24 protein-coding genes and 1 tRNA gene are annotated in these 23,372 nt (G+C 65.6%); 9 read left to right on the plus strand and 16 right to left on the minus strand.

The features are described from left to right. Nucleotides 1-31: 31 nt before the first annotated feature. The 5 genes from dusB (at nt 32) to hflX (ending at nt 6,991) form a co-directional block, all read left to right on the plus strand. Nucleotides 32-1,051, plus strand: coding sequence for a tRNA dihydrouridine synthase DusB (dusB, locus tag K7H93_RS14315; RefSeq protein ID WP_230784193.1), 1,020 nt, complete (start codon nt 32-34; stop codon nt 1,049-1,051). Nucleotides 1,052-1,219: 168 nt separating this feature from the next. Then, nucleotides 1,220-3,388 carry a sensor histidine kinase gene (locus K7H93_RS14320; RefSeq protein ID WP_230784194.1) on the plus strand — a complete coding sequence of 723 codons (2,169 nt, stop codon included), beginning with the start codon at nt 1,220-1,222 and terminating at the stop codon, nt 3,386-3,388. A gap of 28 nt (nt 3,389-3,416) precedes the next feature. Beyond that, nucleotides 3,417-4,796, plus strand: a complete 1,380-nt coding sequence (ntrX, locus tag K7H93_RS14325) for a nitrogen assimilation response regulator NtrX (protein ID WP_230784195.1) — start codon at nt 3,417-3,419, stop codon at nt 4,794-4,796. A gap of 183 nt (nt 4,797-4,979) precedes the next feature. Further along, nucleotides 4,980-5,627 carry an RNA chaperone Hfq gene (gene hfq / locus K7H93_RS14330; RefSeq protein WP_230784196.1) on the plus strand — a complete coding sequence of 216 codons (648 nt, stop codon included), beginning with the start codon at nt 4,980-4,982 and terminating at the stop codon, nt 5,625-5,627. A gap of 41 nt (nt 5,628-5,668) precedes the next feature. Continuing rightward, nucleotides 5,669-6,991 carry a GTPase HflX gene (hflX, locus tag K7H93_RS14335; protein WP_230784197.1) on the plus strand — a complete coding sequence of 441 codons (1,323 nt, stop codon included), beginning with the start codon at nt 5,669-5,671 and terminating at the stop codon, nt 6,989-6,991. A gap of 109 nt (nt 6,992-7,100) precedes the next feature. On the opposite strand, the gene mazG is transcribed toward hflX, so the two are convergent. After that, complete coding sequence (mazG, locus tag K7H93_RS14340) at nt 7,101-7,868, minus strand: nucleoside triphosphate pyrophosphohydrolase (RefSeq protein ID WP_230784198.1); 768 nt, start codon at nt 7,866-7,868, stop codon at nt 7,101-7,103. 195 nt (nt 7,869-8,063) lie between these two features. On the opposite strand from mazG, the gene K7H93_RS14345 reads away from it, so the two are divergent. After that, nucleotides 8,064-9,278 (plus strand): MFS transporter, encoded by a 1,215-nt coding sequence (locus tag K7H93_RS14345; RefSeq protein ID WP_230784199.1) that lies wholly within the window; start codon nt 8,064-8,066, stop codon nt 9,276-9,278. Here the strand turns inward: K7H93_RS14345 and K7H93_RS14350 are convergent. From K7H93_RS14350 to K7H93_RS14390, 9 genes are read right to left on the minus strand one after another with little or no spacing between them, the layout of a single operon-like run. After that, entirely contained in the window at nt 9,262-9,429 is a 168-nt protein-coding gene (locus K7H93_RS14350) for a hypothetical protein (RefSeq protein WP_230784200.1), read from the minus strand. The genes K7H93_RS14345 and K7H93_RS14350 overlap by 17 nt on opposite strands. Further along, on the minus strand, nt 9,426-10,193 hold the full coding sequence (locus K7H93_RS14355) for an MBL fold metallo-hydrolase (RefSeq protein WP_230784201.1): 768 nt from the start codon (nt 10,191-10,193) through the stop codon (nt 9,426-9,428). Before K7H93_RS14355 ends, K7H93_RS14350 begins: the two co-directional genes overlap by 4 nt. Continuing rightward, on the minus strand, nt 10,190-10,972 hold the full coding sequence (locus K7H93_RS14360) for a TatD family hydrolase (protein ID WP_230784202.1): 783 nt from the start codon (nt 10,970-10,972) through the stop codon (nt 10,190-10,192). The genes K7H93_RS14355 and K7H93_RS14360 overlap by 4 nt, the downstream gene beginning before the upstream one ends. Beyond that, nucleotides 10,972-12,534, minus strand: coding sequence for a methionine--tRNA ligase (gene metG, locus K7H93_RS14365; protein ID WP_230784203.1), 1,563 nt, complete (start codon nt 12,532-12,534; stop codon nt 10,972-10,974). The genes K7H93_RS14360 and metG overlap by 1 nt, the downstream gene beginning before the upstream one ends. Continuing rightward, on the minus strand, nt 12,527-13,486 hold the full coding sequence (locus K7H93_RS14370) for a DNA polymerase III subunit delta' (protein WP_230784204.1): 960 nt from the start codon (nt 13,484-13,486) through the stop codon (nt 12,527-12,529). Before K7H93_RS14370 ends, metG begins: the two co-directional genes overlap by 8 nt. Further along, nucleotides 13,483-14,130 (minus strand): dTMP kinase, encoded by a 648-nt coding sequence (tmk, locus tag K7H93_RS14375; RefSeq protein ID WP_230784205.1) that lies wholly within the window; start codon nt 14,128-14,130, stop codon nt 13,483-13,485. Before tmk ends, K7H93_RS14370 begins: the two co-directional genes overlap by 4 nt. Continuing rightward, nucleotides 14,127-15,293, minus strand: coding sequence for a D-alanyl-D-alanine carboxypeptidase family protein (locus K7H93_RS14380; protein WP_230784206.1), 1,167 nt, complete (start codon nt 15,291-15,293; stop codon nt 14,127-14,129). The genes tmk and K7H93_RS14380 overlap by 4 nt, the downstream gene beginning before the upstream one ends. A 53-nt stretch (nt 15,294-15,346) precedes the next feature. Beyond that, nucleotides 15,347-16,513, minus strand: coding sequence for an SPOR domain-containing protein (locus tag K7H93_RS14385; RefSeq protein ID WP_230784207.1), 1,167 nt, complete (start codon nt 16,511-16,513; stop codon nt 15,347-15,349). A 10-nt stretch (nt 16,514-16,523) separates the two neighbouring features. Further along, nucleotides 16,524-17,543, minus strand: coding sequence for a lytic murein transglycosylase (locus tag K7H93_RS14390; RefSeq protein ID WP_230784208.1), 1,020 nt, complete (start codon nt 17,541-17,543; stop codon nt 16,524-16,526). Between the two features lie 116 nt (nt 17,544-17,659). Between K7H93_RS14390 and K7H93_RS14395 the strand changes: the two genes are divergently transcribed. Then, nucleotides 17,660-17,749 (plus strand) — tRNA-Ser (locus K7H93_RS14395). Nucleotides 17,750-17,875: 126 nt separating this feature from the next. After that, entirely contained in the window at nt 17,876-18,031 is a 156-nt protein-coding gene (locus K7H93_RS14400; RefSeq protein ID WP_010238118.1) for a DUF1328 domain-containing protein, read from the plus strand. A 30-nt stretch (nt 18,032-18,061) separates the two neighbouring features. On the opposite strand, the gene K7H93_RS14405 is transcribed toward K7H93_RS14400, so the two are convergent. From K7H93_RS14405 to K7H93_RS14425, 5 genes are all read right to left on the minus strand, one after another. Further along, nucleotides 18,062-18,253, minus strand: coding sequence for a hypothetical protein (locus K7H93_RS14405; RefSeq protein ID WP_230784209.1), 192 nt, complete (start codon nt 18,251-18,253; stop codon nt 18,062-18,064). Nucleotides 18,254-18,284: 31 nt separating this feature from the next. Then, the gene (gene lpdA / locus K7H93_RS14410) at nt 18,285-19,697 is read right to left on the minus strand and encodes a dihydrolipoyl dehydrogenase (protein WP_230784210.1); all 1,413 of its coding nucleotides are present in this window, start codon (nt 19,695-19,697) and stop codon (nt 18,285-18,287) included. Nucleotides 19,698-19,857: 160 nt separating this feature from the next. Further along, nucleotides 19,858-20,274, minus strand: coding sequence for an acyl-CoA thioesterase (locus K7H93_RS14415; protein WP_010238115.1), 417 nt, complete (start codon nt 20,272-20,274; stop codon nt 19,858-19,860). 94 nt (nt 20,275-20,368) lie between these two features. Next, a complete protein-coding gene (locus tag K7H93_RS14420; protein ID WP_230784211.1) occupies nt 20,369-20,851 on the minus strand; it encodes an SH3 domain-containing protein in 483 nt (160 codons plus the stop codon). Continuing rightward, nucleotides 20,848-22,170 (minus strand): pyruvate dehydrogenase complex dihydrolipoamide acetyltransferase, encoded by a 1,323-nt coding sequence (locus K7H93_RS14425; protein WP_230784212.1) that lies wholly within the window; start codon nt 22,168-22,170, stop codon nt 20,848-20,850. Before K7H93_RS14425 ends, K7H93_RS14420 begins: the two co-directional genes overlap by 4 nt. A 170-nt stretch (nt 22,171-22,340) precedes the next feature. Between K7H93_RS14425 and K7H93_RS14430 the strand changes: the two genes are divergently transcribed. Then, a complete protein-coding gene (locus K7H93_RS14430; protein ID WP_230784213.1) occupies nt 22,341-22,799 on the plus strand; it encodes a universal stress protein in 459 nt (152 codons plus the stop codon). 24 nt (nt 22,800-22,823) lie between these two features. On the opposite strand, the gene K7H93_RS14435 is transcribed toward K7H93_RS14430, so the two are convergent. Further along, nucleotides 22,824-23,339, minus strand: a complete 516-nt coding sequence (locus K7H93_RS14435) for a peroxiredoxin-like family protein (protein WP_230784214.1) — start codon at nt 23,337-23,339, stop codon at nt 22,824-22,826. Nucleotides 23,340-23,372: the final 33 nt, after the last annotated feature.

A 23,372-nucleotide genomic window follows, 5' to 3' on the forward strand; every position in this document is an offset into this window, starting at 1 on the left:
CGCGGCAATCCACTATTTGGCGCGTTTCCCCATGATGCAAGTACCAACCCCTCCCTCGGCTCCGAAGCCGATCGCCATCGGCGACGTGCGTGTCGAGACGCCCGTGGTCCTCGCGCCCATGACCGGCGTGACGGACATGCCCTTCCGCACGCTGGTGCGCCGTTACGGCTCCGGCCTCAACGTGACCGAGATGATCGCGAGCGAGGCGGCGATCCGCGAGACGCGCCAGAGCGTGCAGAAGGCCGCGTGGGACCGGATTGAGGAGCCGGTCAGCATGCAGCTGGTCGGCTGCGATCCGGCGAGCATGGCCGAGGCTGCGAAACTGCAGGAAGGCAACGGCGCGGCGATCATCGACATCAATTTCGGCTGCCCGGTGCGCAAGGTCGTCGGCCAGCTGGCGGGCAGCGCGCTGATGCGCGAGGTGCCGCTGGCGACCAGGCTCATGGAAGCGACGGTCAAGGCGGTCGATGTGCCGGTGACCGTGAAGATGCGGATGGGCTGGGACCACGACAGCCTCAACGCGCCCGAACTCGCGCGGATTGCCGAGGATCTGGGCGTGAAGATGATCACCGTCCACGGCCGCACGCGCAACCAGATGTATAAAGGTAGCGCCGACTGGTCCTTCATCCGCAAGGTGAAGGACGCGGTCAGCATTCCCGTGATCGTCAACGGCGACATCTGCGGTGTCGACGATGCCGCGAAGGCGCTGGAGCAATCGGGCGCGGACGGGCTGATGATCGGGCGCGGCGCCTATGGCCGCCCGTGGCTGCTCGGCCAGGTGATGCACTGGTGGCAGACAGGCGAGAAGCGCGCCGATCCGCCGCTCAACGAGCAATATGCCGTGGTGGTGGAGCATTTCCGCCGGATGCTGGACCATTACACGCCCGAAGTCGGCGTGAAGATCGCCCGCAAGCATCTGGGCTGGTATGTGAAGGGCCTCTACGGTTCGTCCGAGTTCCGCAAGGCGGTCAACTTCATCGACGATCCCGCACAGGTGCTGGGCGAGATCGAGCGCTTCTACGAACCCTTCCTGGTCCGCAACGCTGCCTGAGCCCACCGTCCCGCAAACATGCAGGCTACGAAGCGTTGCCAAAATGCGACGCGAAGTGGGACGTATCGGCGTTTGTAACTTGTATTATGGCAACAGCGATGTTGTAAACTGGCAACGATGAGCGCTTCGGACGGCACAACTCCACGAGGATCGCGCCTCGCCAGGCGCATGGTCGTGGCATCGCGTCGGGCGAACCTGTTCCGCTGGCTGGAGATCGGCGCCGGGGTTGCGCTGGCAATCATGATCGTCGCGACCTGGACCGCGTTTGCCAAGACTCCCGACGAGACCCAGCTCTTGCCCACCCGGCAGACCTCTATGCTCCTCGTCGGTACGCTGATCCCGGCGATGGCGCTGCTCGTGCTGCTGGGCCGCAGGCTGGCGCTTCGCCGGGCGGCGGGCAGTACCGCGCGGATGCACGTGCGGCTGGTGTTCGTGTTCTCCATCATCGCGGCGGTGCCCACTTTGCTGGTGGCGACGTTTGCGGCGATCCTGTTCCAGTCGGGCGTGGACTTCTGGTTTTCGGATTCCTCGCGCGGATTGATGGATAGCGCCAATAATCTGGCACGCGGGTACTACGAACAGAACCAAGTCGATGTGTCGCAGGAGACCCGCGCGATGGCGGGCGACATGCTGTACCTACTGCGTGAACGCGCGGCCGACGATCTCGCCAATCGCGATTTCCTGGAAGACTACAACTACCAGATGCAGCGGCGCGAGATAAACGAAAGCGCCATTCTGCAGGCTTTCCCGGACGGCACGGTCAACACCGCTGTCGCGATCGGTCTGGTCGAGGGCAACCAGCCGGCGCTGGCAGGCGAAAAGGCCCTCAAGAAGTTCGCCGATGGAGCGATCGAGGTCGTGCAGGCAAACTCGATGCGGGTGGAGGCCATCATCCCGATCGATCGCGAGGCGGGCATTTACCTATACAATGCACGCAACAATGAATCCCTGTCCTTCAGCCAGTGGGAGAAGGCGACCGACGTGGTCGCCCGCTATCAACAACTGACAGAGCGCGCGCGCGCCTTGCAGCTGCGTTTCAATCTGGCGCTGTTCTTCGTCTCACTGGCGCTGGTCGGCTTTGCGGTGTGGTTCGCGCTGCGCTTCGCGGACCGGCAGGTCGAGCCTCTGACCAATCTGGTGCTCGCCGCGGGCAAGGTGGGGGCGGGCAATTTCGCGCTGCGGATCGAAGGGCGCACCGGGGCGGACGAGATCGGCCTGCTCAACCGGGCGTTCAACCGGATGACCGCGCAGCTGGAAGCGCAGACCGACGATCTGATGCGCGCCAACCGCGAGCTGGACGAACGGCGCGCCTTCATCGAGGCGGTGCTGGAATCGATGACCGCCGGGATCGTCTCGATCGACGAGGATGGGACGATCCAGCTGATGAACACCTCGGCCCGGGCGCTGCTTTTCGACGATGCCTCGCAGGATGGGCGGGGCAGGGGCTTCGCCCAAATCTCCCCGCAGATCGCCGGGGTGATGGAGCAGGGCGGGGATCGCGGCATCGTGACCCTGAACAGGGGCGCAGACCTGCTGACGCTAGCGGTGCGGATCGCGCCCGCAACCGGCGGCAAGGTGATCACCTTCGAGGATATCACCCGCCAGCTGCTCGACCAGCGACGTGCCGCATGGTCCGATGTGGCGCGACGCATCGCGCACGAGATCAAGAACCCGCTGACGCCGATCCAGCTCGCGACCGAGCGGCTCAAGCGCCGCTATCGCACCAAGGTGGGCGATGACGCCGCGCTGTTCGACGAGCTGACCAGCACGATCGTGCGGCAGGTAGGCGCGCTCCGCAAAATGGTCGACGAGTTTTCCTCCTTCGCGCGGCTGCCCAAGCCCGTTTTCCGCGACGAGAATGCTCTCGACCTGGTGCGTCAGGCGGTCTTCCTGCAAGAGGTCGCGCATCAGGACATCGCCTTCACCTTCGACACTCCAGAAGGCGAGGTGCCGCTGAGCTGCGATCGACATCAGTTCGGCCAGGCGATGACCAACGTGCTCAAGAACGCGGTCGAAGCGGTCGAGGCGCGCGCTGCCGAGGAGGGCAAGGGCTTTACCGGAAAGATCGCGGTGTCGATCGCGCCGGGCGATGACGTGGTCGATATCTGCGTGACCGATAATGGCGTGGGGCTGCCCGCCGATCGCGACCGGATCGCGGAACCTTACGTGACCACGCGCGAGAAGGGAACCGGCCTCGGCCTCGCCATCGTGACCAAGATTGTGGAGGAGCACGGGGGCGAGATGAGCTTCGCACCGGCCCCCGATGGCGGCACGCAGGTGATCCTGCGCTTCGCCCGCACCCCCGAAGAACCTGCGTCCGAAGAGACGCCGGCATGATGCCGAACACCCTTGGAAGGAGGCGCTGATGGCGCTCGATATTCTGGTCGTCGACGACGAACGCGACATTCGCGATCTGGTCTCCGGCGTGCTCAGCGACGAGGGCTACGAATGCCGCGTCGCGGGCGACAGCGGGACCGCGCTGCGACTGGTCGACGAACGGCGGCCCAGTCTCGTGCTGCTCGACGTGTGGCTCCACGGCAGCCCGATGGACGGGCTCGAGGTGCTCGACGCGATCAAGGCGCGCGAGCCGGAACTGCCGGTGATCATCTTCTCGGGCCACGGCAATATCGACACGGCCGTTTCCGCGGTCAGCCGCGGTGCGATGGATTTCATCGAGAAGCCGTTCGAGACCGAGCGGCTGCTGCTGCTGGTCGAGCGCGCGACCGAGACCGAGCGGCTGCGGCGCGAGAACACCCGGCTGCGGCAGGACAATGGCGGTGCGGGCGAGGAATTCACCGGCAATTCCGCCGCCGTGAACCAGGTCCGCGCGACGCTCAAGCGGGTCGCCAGCACGGGCAGCCGTGTGCTCATCAGCGGCCCGGCGGGATCGGGCAAGGAAGTCGCCGCGCGGCTGCTGCACAGCTGGAGCCCGCGCAGCGAAGGCGGCTTCGTGATCGTCAATTCGGCGCGGATCACGCCCGAGCGGTTCGAACAGGAGCTATTCGGCGAAGAGGCGGAGGGCAAGCTGGTCCGGCCCGGGCTGCTGGAGATGGCTGACGGCGGCACGCTCTATCTCGACGAGGTAGCGGATATGCCGCTCTCCACCCAGGCCCGTATCCTGCGCGTGTTGACCGAACAGAGCTTCGTGAGGGTGGGTGGCAACCGCCAGATCGGGGTCGACATGCGGGTGGTCTCCTCCACCTCGCGCGATCTGCAGAAGGAAATCGAGGAGAAGCGTTTTCGCGAGGATCTGTTCTACCGGCTCAACGTGGTCCCGGTGGAAATCCCCTCGCTCGCCGATCGGCGCGACGATATTCCCTCGCTGGCGACCCATTTCTTCGCCCGCTATGCGGCCGAACAGGGCCTTCCGCCGCCCGAGGTGAGCGAGGAGGCGCTGGCGACGCTGCAGGCCTACGACTGGCCGGGCAACGTGCGCGAACTGCGTAATGTGGTGGAGCGCACGGTGATCCTCTCTCCGCGCGACCAGATGAGCGTTATCGAGCCGGACATGCTGCCGGGCGAGATTACCGAGGGCGGGGTGAAGGGCGGTATCGGCCTGTCCAGCTTGATGGGCGTGCCGCTGCGCGAAGCGCGCGAGGAGTTCGAACGTGAATACCTCACCGTGCAGATCCGGCGCTTTTCGGGCAATATTTCCAAGACGGCGAGCTTCATCGGAATGGAACGCTCGGCCTTGCACCGAAAGCTGAAGATTCTCGGCATGACCGATCGCAAGGACGACGGCTGAACGCGCATCTTCCCGGCCTTGCGGGAGTTAACGAACTCCGCTTACCGGAACGCAAGGCCGCGGCGCGCATTTTTCGGTTGAGTAGCGGTTGTCGCCTTCCCCCGTGCGCGACATCCGCAGATATATGAGCGCCCGCTAGCCGTGCCCAATGCGCGGATGGCCAAGAACAATAGGAACAGGGTCATGCCCGAAGGAAAAACGCTCTCCATTCGCACCAAGCCCAAGGCCGCCGCCGACGAAGTCGCCAGCGTGGCCGAGTCCACTGCGGCTGCGCCCGCACCGGCGCGGAAGCCCGCGCGGCCAGCACCTGCGCGCCCGCGAGGAGCCCGTGCGTCGGACGACAAGCAGCCGGGCCTGCAGGATTCCTTCCTCAACCTGCTGCGGCGTGAAAAGGCGCCGGTCACGGTGTTTCTGGTCAAGGGCGTGAAGCTGCAGGGCATCATCACCTGGTTCGACAATTTCAGCCTGCTGCTGCGCCGCGACGGCCAGTCGCAGCTGGTTTACAAGCACGCGATCAGCACGATCATGCCCGCTTCCGCGATGGATGCGGAGCAGTTTTCCAGCCAGGACGGCAGCCGCAAGCAGCGCCAGCTTCAGGACGTGTTCCTGAGCCGGGTGAGCGAGGCGGAGGTTCAGGTGACCATGTTCCTCGTCAACGGGGTCATGCTCCAGGGCCGGATCGCCGCCTACGACCTGTTCTGCACCCTGCTGGAGCGCGATGGCTACGTGCAGCTCGCCTACAAGCACGCGGTATCGACCATCCAGCCCGCCGAACCCGTCGACCTGAGCGACTGGGAAGAGGACGAGCCGGATCACGACGACGACGATTGACAGGAACGACCTAGATTTTCGAAGATGACCTGCAAGGCGAGGTGACGCGCGGTGCGCGCGCGCTCGTCATCTGCCCCGACATTCGCGGCCAGATCCACGACCTGCCGGCCGAGGAGCGCCTCGCCGAGGCGGTCGGCCTCGCGCACGCGATCGGGATCGAGGTGGCGGAAAGCTATATCCAGCCGATCCGCGACGTGCGGCCCGCCACGCTGTTCGGGGCGGGGCAGGTCGAACAGATCGGCACCCAGGCCGAATTGGCCGAGGCCGAGCTGATCATCGTCGACGGCGCGCTCACCGCGATTCAGCAGCGCACGCTGGAGGAAAAGCTCGCGCGCAAGGTGATCGACCGGACCGGGCTGATCCTCGAGATCTTCGGCGAACGCGCGGCGACCGCCGAAGGGCGGTTGCAGGTGGAGCTTGCCCATCTCGACTATCAGGCCAGCCGCCTGGTGCGCAGCTGGACCCACCTCGAACGCCAGCGCGGCGGTTACGGCTTCCTCGGCGGGCCGGGCGAGACCCAGATCGAGGCCGACCGGCGGATGATCCGCACGCGCATGGCGCGGCTGCGGCGCGACCTCGAACAGGTCAAAAAGACCCGCGCATTGCACCGCGAGCGGCGAACCCGCGCGCCCTGGCCGGTGATCGCGCTGGTCGGCTACACCAACGCGGGCAAGTCGACGATCTTCAACCGACTGACCGGCGCGGATGTGATGGCCGAAGACCTGCTGTTCGCCACGCTCGACCCTACGATGCGCGCCATCAGCCTGCCTGCGGTCGAGAAGGCGATTCTGTCGGACACGGTGGGCTTCATTTCCGATCTGCCGACACAGCTGGTCGCCGCGTTTCGTGCGACGCTGGAAGAAGTCACCAATGCGGACCTGATCCTGCACGTGCGCGACATCGCCAATCCGGCGAGCGCGGCGCAGAAGACGCAGGTACTGGAGGTGCTGCGCGGGCTCGGCGTGGTCTCCGGGGGCGAGGAGGGGGAGGAGCCGGTCAGCTCGATCCCCATGCTCGAAGTGTGGAACAAGTGGGATCTGCTGGCCGAAGATGCCCGCGAAGACCTCGCCGCGCGCGCTGCGGAGGATGATAGCGTGGTGCCGCTATCCGCCGAAACCGGGTTCAATATGGACGCGCTCGAGACGCGGATCGGCGATGCGCTGACCCGCGAGGCGAGCGTGTGCGAATTCGTGCTGCCGACATCGGCCGGGCGCGAGATCGCGTGGCTGCACGCACACGGCGACGTGCTGGAGGAAGAGGAGCTTCCTGCCGGGGAGGGCGGTACACCCCGGCACCGGCTGCTGGTCCGCCTCGGCCCCAAGGAACGCGGCCAATTCGAGAGTTTCGGGGTGAGTTCGTCGTAGTGACGTCATGCTGAACTCGTTTCAGCATCCAGATCTCAATCCGAATGAGTCGGACACGAGGAAGGCTGGACCCTGAAACAAGTTCAGGATGACGGCCTATCTTTGGCGCTCAACCCTTCTCCGCGCGCTTCACCGCCTGCCACAGCGCCTCCTGCGCATCCAGGTCGAGCGTGGCGAACTCCCCCTCGGCCAGCGCCTCCATCCCGCGATAGCGCCGTTCGAACTTGTCGTTCGCGGAGCGCAGTGCGGCCTCAGGCTGGATTCCGTATGCGCGGACCAGATTGACCGCGGCGAACAGCAGATCGCCCGCTTCCTCCTCGCGCGTTGCATCATCCGCTTCGGCCAGTTCGCGCGTTTCCTCGGCGATCTTTGCCGCCGCGCCGGAGGGATCGGGCCAGTCGAACCCGTCGCGCGCCGCGCGCTTTTGCAGTTTTTCCGCGCGGAGCAGTGCGGGGAGGGCGCGCGCGACGCCGTCCATCGCGCTCTGCTGGCCCCTCGCCTCGCGCTCCTGCGCCTTCAGAGCTTCCCAGCGGGTTTCGTCCATCGCGCCGTCGCTGCCGCCGAAGATGTGCGGATGGCGCGCCTCCATCTTGTTCGAAATCGCCTGCGCGACATCTTCGAAACCGAACAGGCCGCGCTCCTCAGCCATGCGCGCATGGAACACGACCTGCAACAACAGGTCGCCCAGTTCCTCGCGCAGTTCCGCCATGGCGTCACGCTCGATCGCGTCGGCGACCTCGTAGGCTTCCTCGATCGTGTACGGCGCGATGCTGGCGAAATCCTGCGCCAGATCCCATTCGCAGCCGTGTTCGGGATCGCGCAGCCGCGCCATGATGGCGAGCAGGCGATCGATCTGGGGTTTCGGTGTGTGCGTCATGACGCACGAGTAGGGCCAAGAGCGCGCCGCGTCAGCAGCGGATTGGCGAGCACATCAGATGGATAATATATATTATGTTAAATAAAATTGGTTGGTGGCAGATTGCGTAGGTCCCGCTAACAGACCGGACTTGACGCCGTGCCGCCGCACCCAATGTAGCACGCTCTCTTCTCGCCCCTCGGAATGACAAGCACAATGACCGCAAACTCGCAGCCGCTTTCAGCGGGCCGCATCGCTTTCGTCATCCTCGCGCTCGCCCTCGGCGGATTCGCCATCGGCACGACGGAGTTTGCCGCGATGAGCCTGCTGCCGTTCTACGCGGCGGACTTTGCAATTACCGAACCCGTCGCCGCGCATGCGGTCAGCGCCTATGCACTGGGCGTGGTCGTAGGAGCGCCAATCCTCGGATTGTTCGGCGCAAACTGGCCCCGGCGGCGCCTGCTGGTCGTACTCATGGTCCTGATCGCTCTCGGCAATGCAGCGACCGTGATGGCGCCCGGTTATTACGCGCTCCTGGCTTTTCGCTTCCTGAGCGGCTTGCCGCATGGCGCCTATTTCGGCGTAGCAGCGCTGCTTGCCGCCTCGCTCATGCCGGAAAGACGAGCGGCGGCAGCTTCTTACGTGATGGCCGGCCTCGCCGTCGCCACCGTCATCGGCGCGCCGCTGGCCAACTGGCTGGGCCTTGCGGTGGGCTGGCGGATCGTGTTTGGCGGCGTATCGGGGATTGCGCTGGCGACTGCGGCCGCGCTTCAGCTACTGGCGCCGCTGCAACCCGCTGAATCCGGTCGAAGCGTGCGCAGGGAACTGAGCGCGCTGGCGCATCCGCAGGTGCTGTTGACGCTCGGTGCTGGCGCGGTCGGGTTTGGCGGGCTTTTCGCGGTCTACAGCTTCCTTGCGCCCGTCCTGACCGAATATACCGGCGTTGCGCCGGCATCGGTCCCGTGGGTGTTCGTCGTGTTCGGCTTCGGCATGCTGGCGGGAAACCTGTTGGGAGGCTGGGCGGCGGACATCTCGCTGAAAACTGCGGCGGTCGGCCTGCTCGCATGGAGCGCGGTCTTTCTGGCCGCGTTCACCTTTGCTGCCAGCAATATCTGGCTGATTTCGCTGGTCTGCTTCGCCATCGGCATGGGTGGCGGGCTCGGGCCGATCCTTCAGGTGCGCCTCATGGATGTAGCAGGGGAAGCGCAGACGATGGCCGCGGCGCTGCATCATGCCGCCTTCAACCTCGCCAATGCGCTGGGCCCATGGCTGGCGGGTCTGGCGATCACCGCCGGACTGGGCTGGACAGCCCCTGGCTGGGTCGGTTTCGGCCTGGCGCTGGGAGGTATCGCGATACTGTTGGTGGCGTTTTCGCTTGAGCGCCGCGGGTCGCGCCGCGCCTCGGGTCGGGATGCTATCGCACCATCGTAACCAGCAGCATCAGCCCGGTTATGATCACCGCCCAGATCAACGCATGGCGCAGCGACGTCTTCCAGTTGAGCCCGCGCGCTGCGAACGCGCTGACCGCCAGGATCAGCCAGCCGACCAGCGCGATGACCTGGACGACTTCGAACTGGTTCACGCGGCGACCACCATTCCGTCGTATCCGACCTGGACACCCGCTGGAACTTCGCCCGATAAAGTCTTGTAATCCATGCTTTTATCAAGATGCGTCAGGACGATCTTGCCGACCTTGCAGCGCTTGCCAAGCTCCAGCGCCATGGCGAGGTTCGCATGGGTCGGGTGTTCTTCCCGGCGGAGGCAATCGCACACGAGCAGGTCCACGCCCTTGAACAGCGTCACCATCTCGCTGGTTATTTCACTGAAATCAGTGGCATATCCGATGGACTTATCATCGCATCCGAAGCGATAGCCGGTGCTTTTCGCCGGGCCATGTGGCATCACGCACCAGTTGACGGTGAAGCCCGCAAACAGCCGCAGCCGGTCGAGCACCTCAAGCTTCACGATCGTCGGATAGCCGTGCTCGCCCGCGAAAACGTAGGAAAAACGCGCCTTCAGCCGCCGCACGGTTTCTTCGACGCCGTAGCCCGGGATCGGTCCGCTGCGACCATATCGCAGCGCGCGCAGATCGTCGATTCCGTGGCAATGGTCGGCATGGTCGTGGGTCCAGAAAACGCCGTCCACGCTGGTGATCCTGTTGCGCAGGAACTGGTCGCGCAGATCCGGCGGGGTGTCGACCAGCAGGCGCGCGCCCGCGTCGTTCTCGATCAGGATCGAGACCCGAGTACGGCGGTTGCGCGGCTCTGACGGGTCGCACGCACCCCAGTCGCCATTGATGCGCGGAACGCCGGTCGACGTGCCCGAGCCGAGCAGCGTGACCTTCACGCCTGTTCCTTCGTCTTGGCGAACAGGGCGTGGAAATTCTGCGTCGTCTGCGCGCCAAGTGCCTCGACACTGGTGTCGCGCAAATCGGCCACGAATTGCGCGGTGTTGGCGACGAAGGCCGGCTCGCAGGTCTTTCCGCGATGCGGCACGGGGGCGAGGAACGGGCTGTCGGTCTCGATCAGCAGGCGGTCTGCCGGGATGACCTTGGCGACCTCCTGCAGATCCTTGGCGTTCTTGAAGGTGACGATGCCCGACAGCGAGATCGACAGGCCGAGATCGAGCACCTTGCGCCCGAAGCTTTCCGAGGCGGTGAAGCAATGGATCAGCGCGGGGTAGGCCCCCTTCCCCATCTCTTCCTCAAGGATCGCGGCAGTATCCTCCTCGGCATCGCGGGTGTGGATGATCAGCGGCAGCCCGGTCTCGCGCGCGACGTCGATATGCATGCGGAAAAGCGCCTGCTGCGTCGCCCGGTCGGACTTGTCGTAGAAGTAATCCAGCCCGGTCTCGCCGATCCCGACCACTTTGGGGTGCTGCGTCGCTTCGAACAGGGTCTCGCGCGCCAGATCGGCGTGGCCATCGGCATTGTGCGGATGGATGCCGACGCTCGCCCAGACATCCGGCTCGCGTGCGGCGGTGGCGACGACCTGGTCCCACTCGTCCTGCTTGGTGGAGATGTTCAGGAAGCCCCGAACCCCGGCGTCACGTGCGCGGGCGAGCACGGCATCCTGATCCTCGACCAGGCCTTCGTATTCGAGATGGCAGTGGCTATCGATCAGCATCAGGCCGGCTCTTCCGCCTCGGGCAGTTCGAGCCGCGGGAACAGCGGGCTCGGCGGTGCGACGCGGTATCCGGTGCGCACCAGCGCGCCGTACCAGCCCTCATCGGCCAGATCCTCGAAAGTTCGCGCGTCTTCGGCAATTCCCAGCATGGTCAGCAGGTGGTCCGCTTTCTCCGGAATCACAGGCTGGATCGCGATGGCGAGGTCTCGCAGCGCGATGAACAGCGTCTGCAGCACGGTGCGCATCCGCTCCGGATCGGTCTTCTTGAGCGCCCACGGGGCCTGTTCGTCGACATACTGGTTGCAGGCGTAGACCGCCTTCATCCACGCCTCGATCCCGATCGAGAAGGCGAGCTTTTCGAACTGCTTGGGCAGGCCTTCGCGGCAGGCGTCCTGCACCGTGGTCAGCAGCGCCTTGTCATCGCCTGCGGGCGCATAGGCACCCAGTTCGCCGTCGAGGTTCTTGGCGATCATCGAGAGCGTGCGCTGCGCGAGGTTGCCAAAGCTGTTGGCCAGCTCCGCATTGGCGCGGGTGACGATCGCTTCGGAGGAATAGCTGCCATCCTGCCCGAAGGCGATTTCGCGCATCAGGAAGTACCGCAGCGCGTCCACGCCGAACTGCTCGGCCAGCACATTGGGATCGGTCACATTGCCGAGCGACTTGCTCTCCTTCTGCCCGCGGTTGAGCAGGAAGCCGTGGCCATAGACCTGCTTGGGCAGATCCACGCCCGCGCTCATCAGGAAGGCGGGCCAGTAGACCGTGTGGAAGCGGATGATGTCCTTGCCGATCAGGTGCAGGTCGGCGGGCCAGTATTTCCAGTCCGCGCCCTCTTCCGGGTAGCCGAGGCCGCTGATGTAGTTGGTCAGCGCGTCGACCCACACGTACATCACGTGGTCTTCGGCACCGGGCACCTGCACGCCCCAGTCGAAGCTGGTGCGGCTGACCGAAAGATCGCGCAGGCCGCCTTCGACGAAGCGCATCACCTCGTTGCGGCGGCTGTCGGGCTGGATGAAATCCGGCTGCGAGGCATAGAGGTCGAGCAGCTTGTCCTGGTATTTCGACAGGCGGAAGAACCAGCTTTCCTCGACGGTCCATTCGACCGGAGTGCCCTGCGGGGAAAGCTTCTCTCTCCCTTCTCCTTCGACCAGCTCCTTCTCGTCGTAGAAGGCTTCGTCGCGGACCGAGTACCAGCCTTCGTAGCGGTCGAGATAGAGGTCGCCATTGGCCTCCATCCTGCGCCACAGCGCTTGGCTGGCGGTGTGGTGCCCCGCTTCGGTGGTGCGGATGAAGCGGTCGTAAGAAATGTTCAGCCGGTCGAACAGGTCGCGGAAATAGCCGCTCATTTCGTCGGCGAGTTCGCGCGGGGTCTTGCCCTGCTCCTCTGCCTTGCGGGCCATCTTCAGCCCGTGCTCGTCCGTGCCCGTCTGGAACCGCACGTCGCGGCCCTTCAGGCGCTGGAATCGCGCGATTACGTCGGCAGCGACCGTCTCGTAGGCGTGGCCGATATGCGGCTTGCCGTTGGGGTAATGGATCGCGGTGGTAATGTAGTAGGGTTCAGCCATCGGAAGCGGCTCTATTCGGCGCAGCCGAAGCGAGCAAGGTGCCGATTTCCATCGCGAGGAAACCGGGGTCGAAATTATAACTTCGCGCCTGGCCCGAGAGCGTCACCAAACGCGCATGCGCGTCGACCAGAGCGGGAATGTCGATCGAGTCGGGCGATTCCAGCTTTTGCGCCAGCACGGTGCGGGCGAGGTCGAGCGTGGCGGACAGCCGCGCCCGGTCGGGCCGCGCGCCGATCTCTTCGCCCAGCTTGCCGCGCAGGAGGAAAGCCGGGTCGCCCTCGCTCGCGATCTGGCGCATCAGCGCTTCGGCAGGGGCCAGATCCTGCGCGATGAACGACAGCGCGGCTCCCGGTGCTCCGCCGCTGGCGCGCGCCGCCAGCGCGATCTCCGCCGGGTCGGCATGGTCGCCGGCGGCGCGCAGGGCATCCTCTACCGCGCCCATGGATAGCGGATTGAACCGCAGAATCCGGGCGCGCGAGCGGATCGTGGGCAGCAGCAGGCCGGGGCGATGGGTCACCAGCAGGAAGAACGTGCCCGCAGGCGGTTCCTCAAGGCTTTTGAGTAGTGCGTTGGCGGCGCTCCGCTCCAGATCGTCCGCCGGTTCGATGATGATCGCGCGAAATGCGCCCAGCGTCGGCCGCGTGGTCAGCCGTGCCTGCATCGCGCGAATCTGGTCGATCGAGATGTTGCGCTTGGTTTCGAAAGCCTCGCCCTTCTCCGCCTTCTTCGCTTCCTTGTCGTCCTTGGGCAGGTGCGTCAGCAGCTGGATGTCGGGGTCGTTCTCCGCCACCGGCGCATCGCGCCCGATCGCAACCAGCTCGCGTCCGGCGGCAAAGGCGAAGTCGTGCTTGCCCAGCCCCTTCTTCCCCGCGAGAATCCACGCGTGGTGCATGCGCGGACTGGCCAGCGCGGCGCGCCATTCGCGCCATTGGGGGGCGTGATGATCGGTCACGCTTCGCCGGCAAGCAGTGGAGCAAGCTCCCTCATTACCGTCTCATGGACCGCGTCGGCGCTGCCCGAAGCGTCGATCTGGATGATGGTGTCGTCATCCTGCGCCAGCCCGGCGAACCCGCGCGCGACATCCGCGTGATAGCGCGCATCGCGCCCGCCGATGGCGTCCACCTCGTCCCCGTCGCGCTTGCGCAGCCGCTCGGCCACGTCGTCACCCGGCGCTTCGAGCAGGAAAGTCCGACACGGCAGCAAGCCGCCGCTGCCGATCTGGTGGAGCGTGCGAACCTCTTCATCGCCGAGGCCACCGGCGAGGCCCTGATAGGCGCGGCTCGACAATACGAAGCGGTCGCACACCACCCAGCGGCCTGCCATCAGCGCGGGCTTGATCGCCTTGGCCACATGGTCGGACCGGGCGGCGGCGAACAGCAGCGCTTCGGCCTGCACGCGCCAGCCGGTGCCCGGCGGCTCGAGCAGCAGCTTGCGGATCATCTCCGCCCCGGTGGTGCCGCCCGGCTCACGCGTCAGCAGCGCGTTGATCCCGCGACTCGCAAGCGCTTCGACCAGCCGTTTCGCCTGAGTCGACTTGCCGACGCCCTCGCCGCCCTCGAACGCGATGAAGCGCGCCTTGATGTCGTGATGCGTCACCGGAACAGCCCGGCAAACCCGTTGCCGATCCGCTGGAACAGCCCTGCCTCGGGCACGTCGCGCGCGGCGTAGAGCGGCAGGGTGGAAGGCTCCATCCCCGGCACCGCGATCTCCAGCGTGGCGACCGCTTCGCCCTTCGCGATCGGCGCACGCAGCGGCCCATCGTAGCGGACGGTGAGTTCGGGCCGTGCCCCATCGCCGCGCGGGGTCGCGACGCGGATATCCTGCGCCGCGACCAGCGGCAGCTGGTCGACCGCGCCGTTCTGAACCTGCGCGGTGGCGGCAGGCTTGCCTCTCCTGACCAGCAACGTGCTGTCGAACGCGTCGAAACCCCATTCGATGAAGTCGCGCGCGGCACGGTTGCGGACCTGGCCGCGATCGGCCCCCGCAACCACCATCACCAGCCGCCGTCCGTCGCGCTCCGCCGTGCCGAGGAAGCCATAGCCGGCCTGATCGGTATAGCCGGTCTTCAGCCCGTCCGCGCCGTCCACCCGACCGGTGATCGGATCGTGATTGTCCTGCGCGATGCCATAGGCCTTCAGGCCGGTGCGGCCGTAGTAATAGTCGAAAAAGTCCGGATGGCCGCGAATGATCCGCTTTGCCAGCAGCCCCAGATCGCGTGCGCTGGTGAAGGTGTGCCCCTCGTCCGGCCAGCCATTGGGCGTTCCGAAATAGCTGTCGTGCATGCCGATCGAACGGGCGGTGGCGTTCATTCGAGCGGTCCACTTGTCCACGCTTCCCGACGCGCCTTCGGCCAGCACGACCGCTGCGTCATTGGCAGAGACCGTGGTGATCCCGATCAGCAGTTCGTTCACCGAGGGCCGCGCACGGCGCGGGAGGAACAGGGTCGACCCCTTGCGGTGCCATTCGTCGAAGCTCGCGTCTCGATAGGGCATGCGCTGGTCGCGCCGCAGCTTGCCATCTGCGAGCATGTCGAACGCCACCAGCGTGGTCATCACCTTGGTGATCGAGGCGGGGACGAAGCGGCGGTCGATATCGCGCGCATAGAGCGTCTGTCCGCTCGACAGATCGATCATGTAGGCGATCGGAGCCTGTTCGGGGGTCGGGGGCGAAGGCTGGGCGCTGAGCCCGGTTGGCAACGCGAGCGACAGGGCGGCGAGAAAACCCACCACCCGGGCCCGGTTCACCAGAGATGAAGACAATGCGGTTGCTCCTGCTACGGCGAGTTTGCGCCGTCGGGGGATCGGCGCAGCCGCTATTCGCTCGTGTCTATGAACGCATCCCTATAGCCGACCCTGCGCGCGCTGGCGAGGGCGGCATCGGCTTCTCCACGGGTCGCGAACGGCCCCGTGCGCACGCGGTAGAAGCGGCCCGACTGGACCACGAAGCCGCCCAGTTTGTCGGCCGCCTCGATCGCATTGTTCTTGCTGGAGAAAGACGCGATCTGGATGACGTAACGTCCACGCCTGGCCGCCGATTGCGTCGTTCGCGCAGGTACGGAGCGCGTGACGGGCGGCGCAGGCGTCGCTCGTGCGGGCGGCGGCGTGGCGCGCGGCGCAGGGGCCGGGCGCGGCGTTTCCATCCGCGCGACCTCGACCGGCGCGGGACGCCCTGCCCCGGTCGGCGTTTCCCCAATCGGGGCGAGCGCGTAGCGGGTTTGCGCGGCGGGCGCGGGAGCGGGCGGAAGCGTCTCATATTCCTCAAAAGCGTCGGCGACCGCACTGGACGGTCCCGGGTCGACTTCGGCGAAGGTCGTGTCGAATTCCCGCTCCACCGTGCGGTAATCGGTGTCTGTAGCGCTGCCGGTTCTTGCCGAGGTGCTGCGCGCGTCGGCTCGCGCGAGGCTGACCGATCCGGTGGCAGGCAATTGCTTGCGCAGCACGGCGAGCAGCGTGTCGGGCGTATCGAGCCGCGATCCGGCTGGCTGGCCGGAGCGCAGGGCCGCGCGTTCGTATTCGGGCGGATTGACCCGGCGAACCCGAATCTGGGCGCCCTCGCCCGCGCCCAGTTCCTGCGCGGCACCCGGCGACAGGCCGAGAATCCGGCTCGACGTCATCGGCCCGCGCCGTTCCGCCCGCGCCAGGATGGTGCGCCCGGTGTCGAGCGAGGTCAGCTCGACATAGCTCGGCAGCGGCAGGGTCTTGTGCGAAATGGTGATGCCCGGCCCGGCAGCGTCATCGATCGTCGCGTAGCCGACCGCATCGTAGCTGAGCACGTCTGCCGGGGTGTAGGTCTGCCCATCGACCACATAGGGCTCGCCCAGCACCTGCGGGTAATCCGCCTGCGGCCCATTGATCGCACCGACAGGCGTCGGCGCGGCGCGATCGACCGCGTAGTAATCTGCATTGGGTGCCAGATCGCCGCCCCCTCCCCCGCCCGAACAGGCGGAAAGGCCGGCGATCAGGCCAAACGCAATTCCCAAAATCCGGATATTACCGGGCAATCTCATCGGCCAGAAGCCCCACACTCATCGCGTAATAGTTGGAGCAGTTATATTCGAGGATAACGCGATAATTTGAGGTTAACAGCCACGCAGGAGTTCCCGGCCCATCTGGCTGGAACAGGCTGGCGAGCGTGTCCGGCGGTAGGCTGCGATGCGGCGCAACGCCCAGCGCGCGCCATTCCTCCACCGTCTTCCACTGGCTGTGGCGTTCGTGCACGCGCGGGCAGACCGGGGCGACCAGTTCGGTGCGGTGGGCATCCACATTAAAGCCCGAGGGCACGCTTGCGCCCACGCCCCACGGAATTCCGGGCCGCCAGCCCGCGTCCTGGAAATAGCGCGCGATCGAGGCCATCGTGTCGGCCTGATTGGTGAAGATATTCGCCATCCCGTCACCATCGCCATCGGTGGCGAGGCGCAGATAGACGCTCGGCAGGAATTGCGGATTACCGAAGGCCCCGGCCCAGCTGCCGACCAGCCGGTCACGCGAATAGCCCTTGTCAGCCACCTTCAGCAGCGCGATGAATTCGCTCTCGAACAGCTCGCGCCGACGCCCTTCCCAGGCCAGCGTGGCGAGCGAGCGGGCGAGGTCGAAATTGCCGCGATAGCCGCCGTAATTGGTCTCGTGCCCCCAGATCGCGATGATGATCTCGGGCGGAACGCCATATTGCTGGCGGATGCGATCGTGGAGATAGGTGGTCTCGTTGTAGACCGAGCGCCCGCCGCCGATCCGCGCATTGTCGACGTGACGGTCCAGATAGGGCCTCAGTGGCGGATAACCGGGCGACGAGGACGAGCCGGGCTGCGACTGGTCGAGTTCGATCACGCGCGGGTTGGGCGTGAGGTTCGAGGTCATCCGCCGGATCGTATCCTCGCTCACACCCTGGGCACGCGCCTTGGCGATGACCAGCTGCATGTAGGCATCGAACGGCATGTCCTGCGCGGCGGCAGGGGTTGCGGCAAGCGCGGCGAAGCACGCGGCGAGGGGGAGGAGGGAGCGGCGCAAACTCATGCCGGTATCTGTGTCACACCCCACATGACTCGCCAATGACTTAGATGGTGTGGAATTACCCGGCGTGCCGGAGAGTGACAAACGCGCGATGAAGCGTTAGCCGACGTTCCCAGTGCGGACAGGTGGCCGAGTGGTTTAAGGCAGCGGTCTTGAAAACCGCCGTGGGTTTACGCTCACCGTGGGTTCGAATCCCACCCTGTCCGCCATTTCCCCGTCCCACCGCCGATCCATCGCCGCGTTTTCTTGCATAACAAATGTTTAGAGCGGCACCGCCCGCGCCCGTCCGGCATATGGGCTAGGTTCAATGCAAGGTTCTACCAAGGGGAAACCATATGCTTCGCTGGGCTATCATCTTTCTGATTATTGCGCTGGTCGCCGCCGTTCTGGGCTTCGGGGGAATCGCGGGCGTATCGTCCAACATCGCCTGGATCCTGTTCGTCGTGTTCCTGGTGCTGGCGGTGATTGCGTTCCTGCGTAGGAACGTCTGACCCTGCCTTAATGCAAGACCAGCGGCGCGATCAGTCAGGCTGATCGCGCCGTTTGTCTTTCTGGACCAGCGATTGCGCATCGCGCTCGCTTTCCGGGTAATCCTCCGGCTTCGCGGAGCTCTGGTTCATCAGCGCGCGATGTTCGCGCGTGATTTCGCTGTCGTTCTTGCCATCGGGCTTGTCGCCGCGCGGCGGCGTGCTGCTCTTGTCCTGTTTGCTCATGCACTACCAACGGGCGAGAGGCCCGCAGGTTTCAGATGTGCAGCGCGCGCCCGTAGCTGGCCAGCACGCTCTCGTGCATCGACTCAGAGATCGTCGGGTGCGGGAAGACCGTCTGCATCAGTTCGGCTTCCGTGGTCTCCAGCGTCTTGCCGACCACGAAGCCCTGAATCATCTCGGTCACTTCCGCGCCGACCATGTGCGCGCCCAGCAGTTCGCCGGTCTTGGCGTCGAACACGGTCTTGGTAAAGCCTTCCGCCTCGCCCAGCGCGATCGCCTTGCCGTTGCCGATGAAGGGGAAAGTGCCCGCCTTCACGTCGTAGCCCGCTTCCTTCGCCTTGTCCTCGGTCAGGCCGACCGACGCGATCTGCGGGTGGCAATAGGTGCAGCCCGGAATGTTGCGACGGTCGAGCGGGTGCGGATGGACATCCTTGTTGCCCAGTTCCTGCGCGATCGCCTCTGCCGCGGTCACGCCCTCGTGACTCGCCTTGTGCGCCAGCCACGGGCCGGGTGTGCAGTCGCCGATGGCCCACAGGCCCTTGCTCTTGGTGCGGCCATAGGGGTCGATCTGGATGAAGCCCTTCTCCATCTCGGCCAGCTTTTCCAGGCCGATATTCTCGGTATTGGGGACGATCCCGATGGCGGTGATGCAGTGCGAGAATTCGCTCTCGCTCACCTTGCCGTCCTTGTCCTTGATCTTGGCCTTCACGCCCTTGCCGTCCGCCTTGATGTCTTCGACACCCGCGCCGGTCATGATCGTGATGCCCTGCTTGGTCAGGCTCTTGTGGAGGAAGGCGGAGACGTCCTTGTCTTCCACCGGCACGATCCGGTCGAGCATTTCGACCACGGTCACATCCACGCCCATGTCGTTGTAGAAGCTGGCGAATTCGATGCCGATCGCGCCCGAGCCGATGACCAGCAGTTTCTTCGGCATTTCCTTGGGCGTCATCGCGTGGCGATAGGTCCAGATCCGCTCTCCATCCGCCTTGGCGAAGGGCAAGTCGCGCGCGCGGGCGCCGGTCGCGACGATGACGTGCTTGGCTTCGAGCTTTTCCTCGCCCTTCTCGCCCTTCACGGTCAGGCTGGTGGGGCCGGTCAGCTTACCCTCGCCCATATGCACCGCGATCTTGTTCTTCTTCATCAGCCCGGTGACGCCCTTGTTGAGCTGGGCCGCAACGCCGCGGCTGCGCTTCACCACCGCGTCCAGATCGGCTTCGATCTCGCCCCCGATCCTCAGCCCGTAATCCTTGGCGTTCTGCGCGTAGTGCAGGATCTCTGCCGAGCGCAGCAGCGCCTTGGTGGGGATGCAGCCCCAGTTGAGGCAGATGCCGCCCAGCAGCTCACGTTCCACGATGGCGACCTTCAGCCCCAGCTGCGCGCCCCGGATCGCCGCGACATAGCCGCCCGGCCCGCTGCCCAGCACGATAAGGTCGTATTTCTCAGCCATCGAATCCTCTTTTCAGTTCACTGCCCTGACACACCTGACACACAGTCCAGGGACCAGAAAATCAGGGGCCGCACGGGCGGCCACGATCAGGCGCTTAAGGGAGAAGGTCATGGCGGTCACGCTCCCACCATGGCCAGTTGCACAGGTGTAGGACAGGCCCTCACCCATCATTGTCCGACGCATGACCTGGCGCGCGCTGCGCGGCTGCGCCCTGCATCCGCACCGGGCGCGGTTTGCCGTCGTCGTCCGCCAGCACGAAGACGAAGGTGCCCTTGCACACCAGCTTGGTCTCCTCGCCGTGGCGCGCGCGGGCAATGCCCTCTGCGGCGATGGTGATCGAGGTGTTTCCCTCTTTCAAAATCTCGCAATAGACATTGAGCTCGTCGCCCAGCGCCATCGCGCCGGGAAAGGCGAAGTCGGTGGCCGAGACTACCACAGCTTTGCCCTGCCCCTCGCGACTGGCGAGCGAGCCTGCGCCGAGCGCCATCTGGCTCATCAGCCACCCGCCGAACACGCCGCCATAGGGGTTCATGTCGGTCGGCATCGCGGTGACGCGGATCTGGGGTTGGCGGTCCATCAAAGTGCTGCTTCTCGTGTTCTTCCCACGCGTTGGTGCGCGCGGGCATGTTCCTCTCCCGCGAGGGGAGAGGAGAATTGGGCGCTGCCTGCTGTCACCCTGCGGTGACGTTCACGTACTTGGCTTCGACCCAGCCCTGCGCGCAGGGGCCGGTGTAGTTGCGCGGGGTGTCGAGCGTTTCGTCGACCTGGCAATCCTTGCCTTCGTCACCCTTGTCGTAGACCACGCCGAACCAGTCGCCATCTTCGGAGCAGATGTGCACGCCCTGGCCGGGATCGAGCCGGTCGCGTTCCTTGACCTGCGTGCTGGGCGCGTCGCGAACGGAGAGGTAGGTTTCGCCCCCGGACTCCAGATCGTAGACCTCGCCATAGCTCGCGCAGGAATCCAAGTTCGGGCCGCTCAGCCCCACGCGGATCGGCTTCGGGATAGGCCCGTCATAGGGCGCAGCCTCGGCTGGCGTCACGACTTCAGTGTTCGCTTCCGGAGCGGGCTCTTCCGCGCTTCCGTCGGCAGGCGCCCGCTCGCACGCGGCGAGCGAGAGACCCAGCGTGGCAATCGTGACGAGCGCAATCCTCATAGCATCATTCCCATCGGTTGTTCGCACATCTGCTTGAACGCTTCCATCAGCTGCGCGCCTTCCGCGCCGTCGATCGCGCGATGATCGAAGCTGCCGCTGGCGGTCATGATGGTGGCGGGCGCGATCTGGCCGTCGATCACCCACGGGCGCTGCTCGCCCGCGCCGACCGCCATGATCATGCCCTGCGGCGGGTTGATGACCGCGTCGAACTGCTTGATCCCGAACATGCCGAGGTTGGAGATGCTGGCGGTGCCGCCCTGATATTCGTGCGGCTGCAGCTTGCCCTCGCGCGCCTTGCCCGCGAGTTCCTTCATCTCGGTCGCGATTTCGGCGAGGCTCTTGCGATCCGCGCCGCGAATTATCGGCGTGATCAGCCCCTTGGGCGAGGCAACCGCGACGCTGATGTCGGCGCGGCTGTAGCGGTGCAGCGTGTCGCCCTGGAAGCTGACATGCGCCTGCGGGGTGCGCATCAGCGCCTTGGCCAGCGCCTTGATCAGCAGATCGTTGACCGAGAGCTTCACGCCCTCTGCCTCGAGCATCTTGTTGAGATCGGCACGCGCGGCGAGCAGCGCGTCGAGGCGGATGTCCACGCTGAGGTAGTAGTGCGGCACTTCCTGCTTGGCAGCGGTAAGCCGCTTGGCGACGACCTTGCGCACGCCGGAGACCTTCTCCTCCTCGAACGGCGCATCGCCATCCATCGAGGTATTGGCAGAGCCTGCAACCGCGCCGGGCTTCGCTTCGTTCGCTGGGCGACCGCCCTCGACACCTTCGACGTCCGCCTTCACGATCCGGCCGTGCGGGCCGCTGCCCTTGACGTCGCTGAGGTCGAGACCCTTCTGGTCGGCGATGCGGCGCGCGAGCGGCGAAGCGAAGATGCGTTCGCCGTCCTTCTCGGGCGCGGCGAGGTCTCTTGAGGGGGCCTTCTGCGGCTCGGCGCTCTCGCGCGGCTGTGCCTTGGCCGGTTCGGGCGGGGCCTCGCTCTTCTTCTTGTCGGAATCGTCGGCCTTGGTTTCTTCGGCCTTCTTCGCCTCGGGCTTATCGCCCGGCGCAGCCTTCGCCGCGTCTTCCACGCTTTCGCCATCGGCGGCGAGCATCGCGATCACGGTGCCGACGGCTACGCCTTCGGTCCCCTCGTCGATCTCGATCGAGGCGATGGTGCCTTCGTCGACCGCTTCGAACTCCATCGTCGCCTTGTCGGTCTCGATCTCGGCGAGCAGGTCGCCGGCGGCCACGCTGTCACCCACCTTGACCAGCCAGCGGGCAAGCGTGCCCTCCTCCATGGTCGGCGAAAGCGCGGGCATCTTGATCGGAGTGGGCATAAATGGCGTGTCCTGCGGTTGCGTCAGCTTTGCGTCGTGCGGGAGATTGGCCCCCGCCGTAGCGGCACGGTGTGCGTCTTGCGCCGCTTTGGCCAATTTGATTGGCGGGGGCAAGCACCTTGCCCTACCACACGATCTGTGCCCAATGCTGGCCTCAGGGAGATATCCGAATGGGCAAATATCTGGTCATTATCGACGAAACCGAAGAGGCGCGAAAAGCGCTGCGTTTCGCGATGCACTGGGCGCAGTCGAGCGGGGGATCGGTGCAGATCCTCGCGATCGTGCAGCCGCAGAACTTCAACGCCTTCGGCGGCGTGCAGGCGACCATCGAGGAAGAAGCGCGCGACCGGGCCGAAGCGATCGCGACCAGTGCGGCGGGCAATGTCTTTTCCGAAAGCGGGAAGATGCCCGCGATTGCGGTGAAGGTGGGCGAGGCGAGCCGGATCGTACGCGACTATCTGGCCGACCACCCGGACGTGCTCGCGCTGGTGCTGGGCGCAGGGGGCGACGGTGCGCCGGGGCCGCTGGTGACGCACTTCTCCGCCCATTCTGGCGGCCTGCCCTGCCCGCTGGTGATCCTGCCCGGCGCGATGCCGATGGAGGATATCGAGCGGATCGCGAGCGCGTAAGGGAGTGGCCAATGCCATCGCTGCCTAGCTCGCGGTGCCGCGCACCGGATAATCGTTCTCCAGCACGAACTGAATCGCGCTGATCATCTCGTCGAGCGGCGGGCGCGCGAAGGGCGCGCTCTGCACCTCTTCGAAATAGAGCGTGCCGTCGGGCTTGATCAGGAACAGGCCGGGTTCGGAAAACCGCTCCGGCTCGTCGCTTCCCTCGCGCTTTTCGGAGATGAACAGTCCCCACTCGCGCGCCTGCTCTTCCGGCAGGCCCAGCGCCAGCGGCAGATCGTGGGTGTTCCACTCCTCGTGCGTGACCATTGCGCGCTCACGGCTGTCCATCGAGATCGCGAAGGGCGAGACACCGAGCTTGGTGAACTTGTCCAGCTTGCCGCCCAGCTCCTCGAGATAGCGCTTGCAGATCGGGCAGTGCTTGCCGCGATAGAACACCAGCATGGTGAAGTTCTCGGGGGTCTGCTTCGATAACTGGAAGCGCGCGTCTATCGTCAGCTCCAGATCGAGGTCGGGCACGCTCTGGCCGGGGGTCAGCATGGGCAATCTACTCCTTTGCCCATGCGAACGGAG

This window comes from Citromicrobium bathyomarinum, from assembly GCF_021021475.1.
GTDB lineage: Bacteria > Pseudomonadota > Alphaproteobacteria > Sphingomonadales > Sphingomonadaceae > Alteriqipengyuania > Alteriqipengyuania bathyomarina.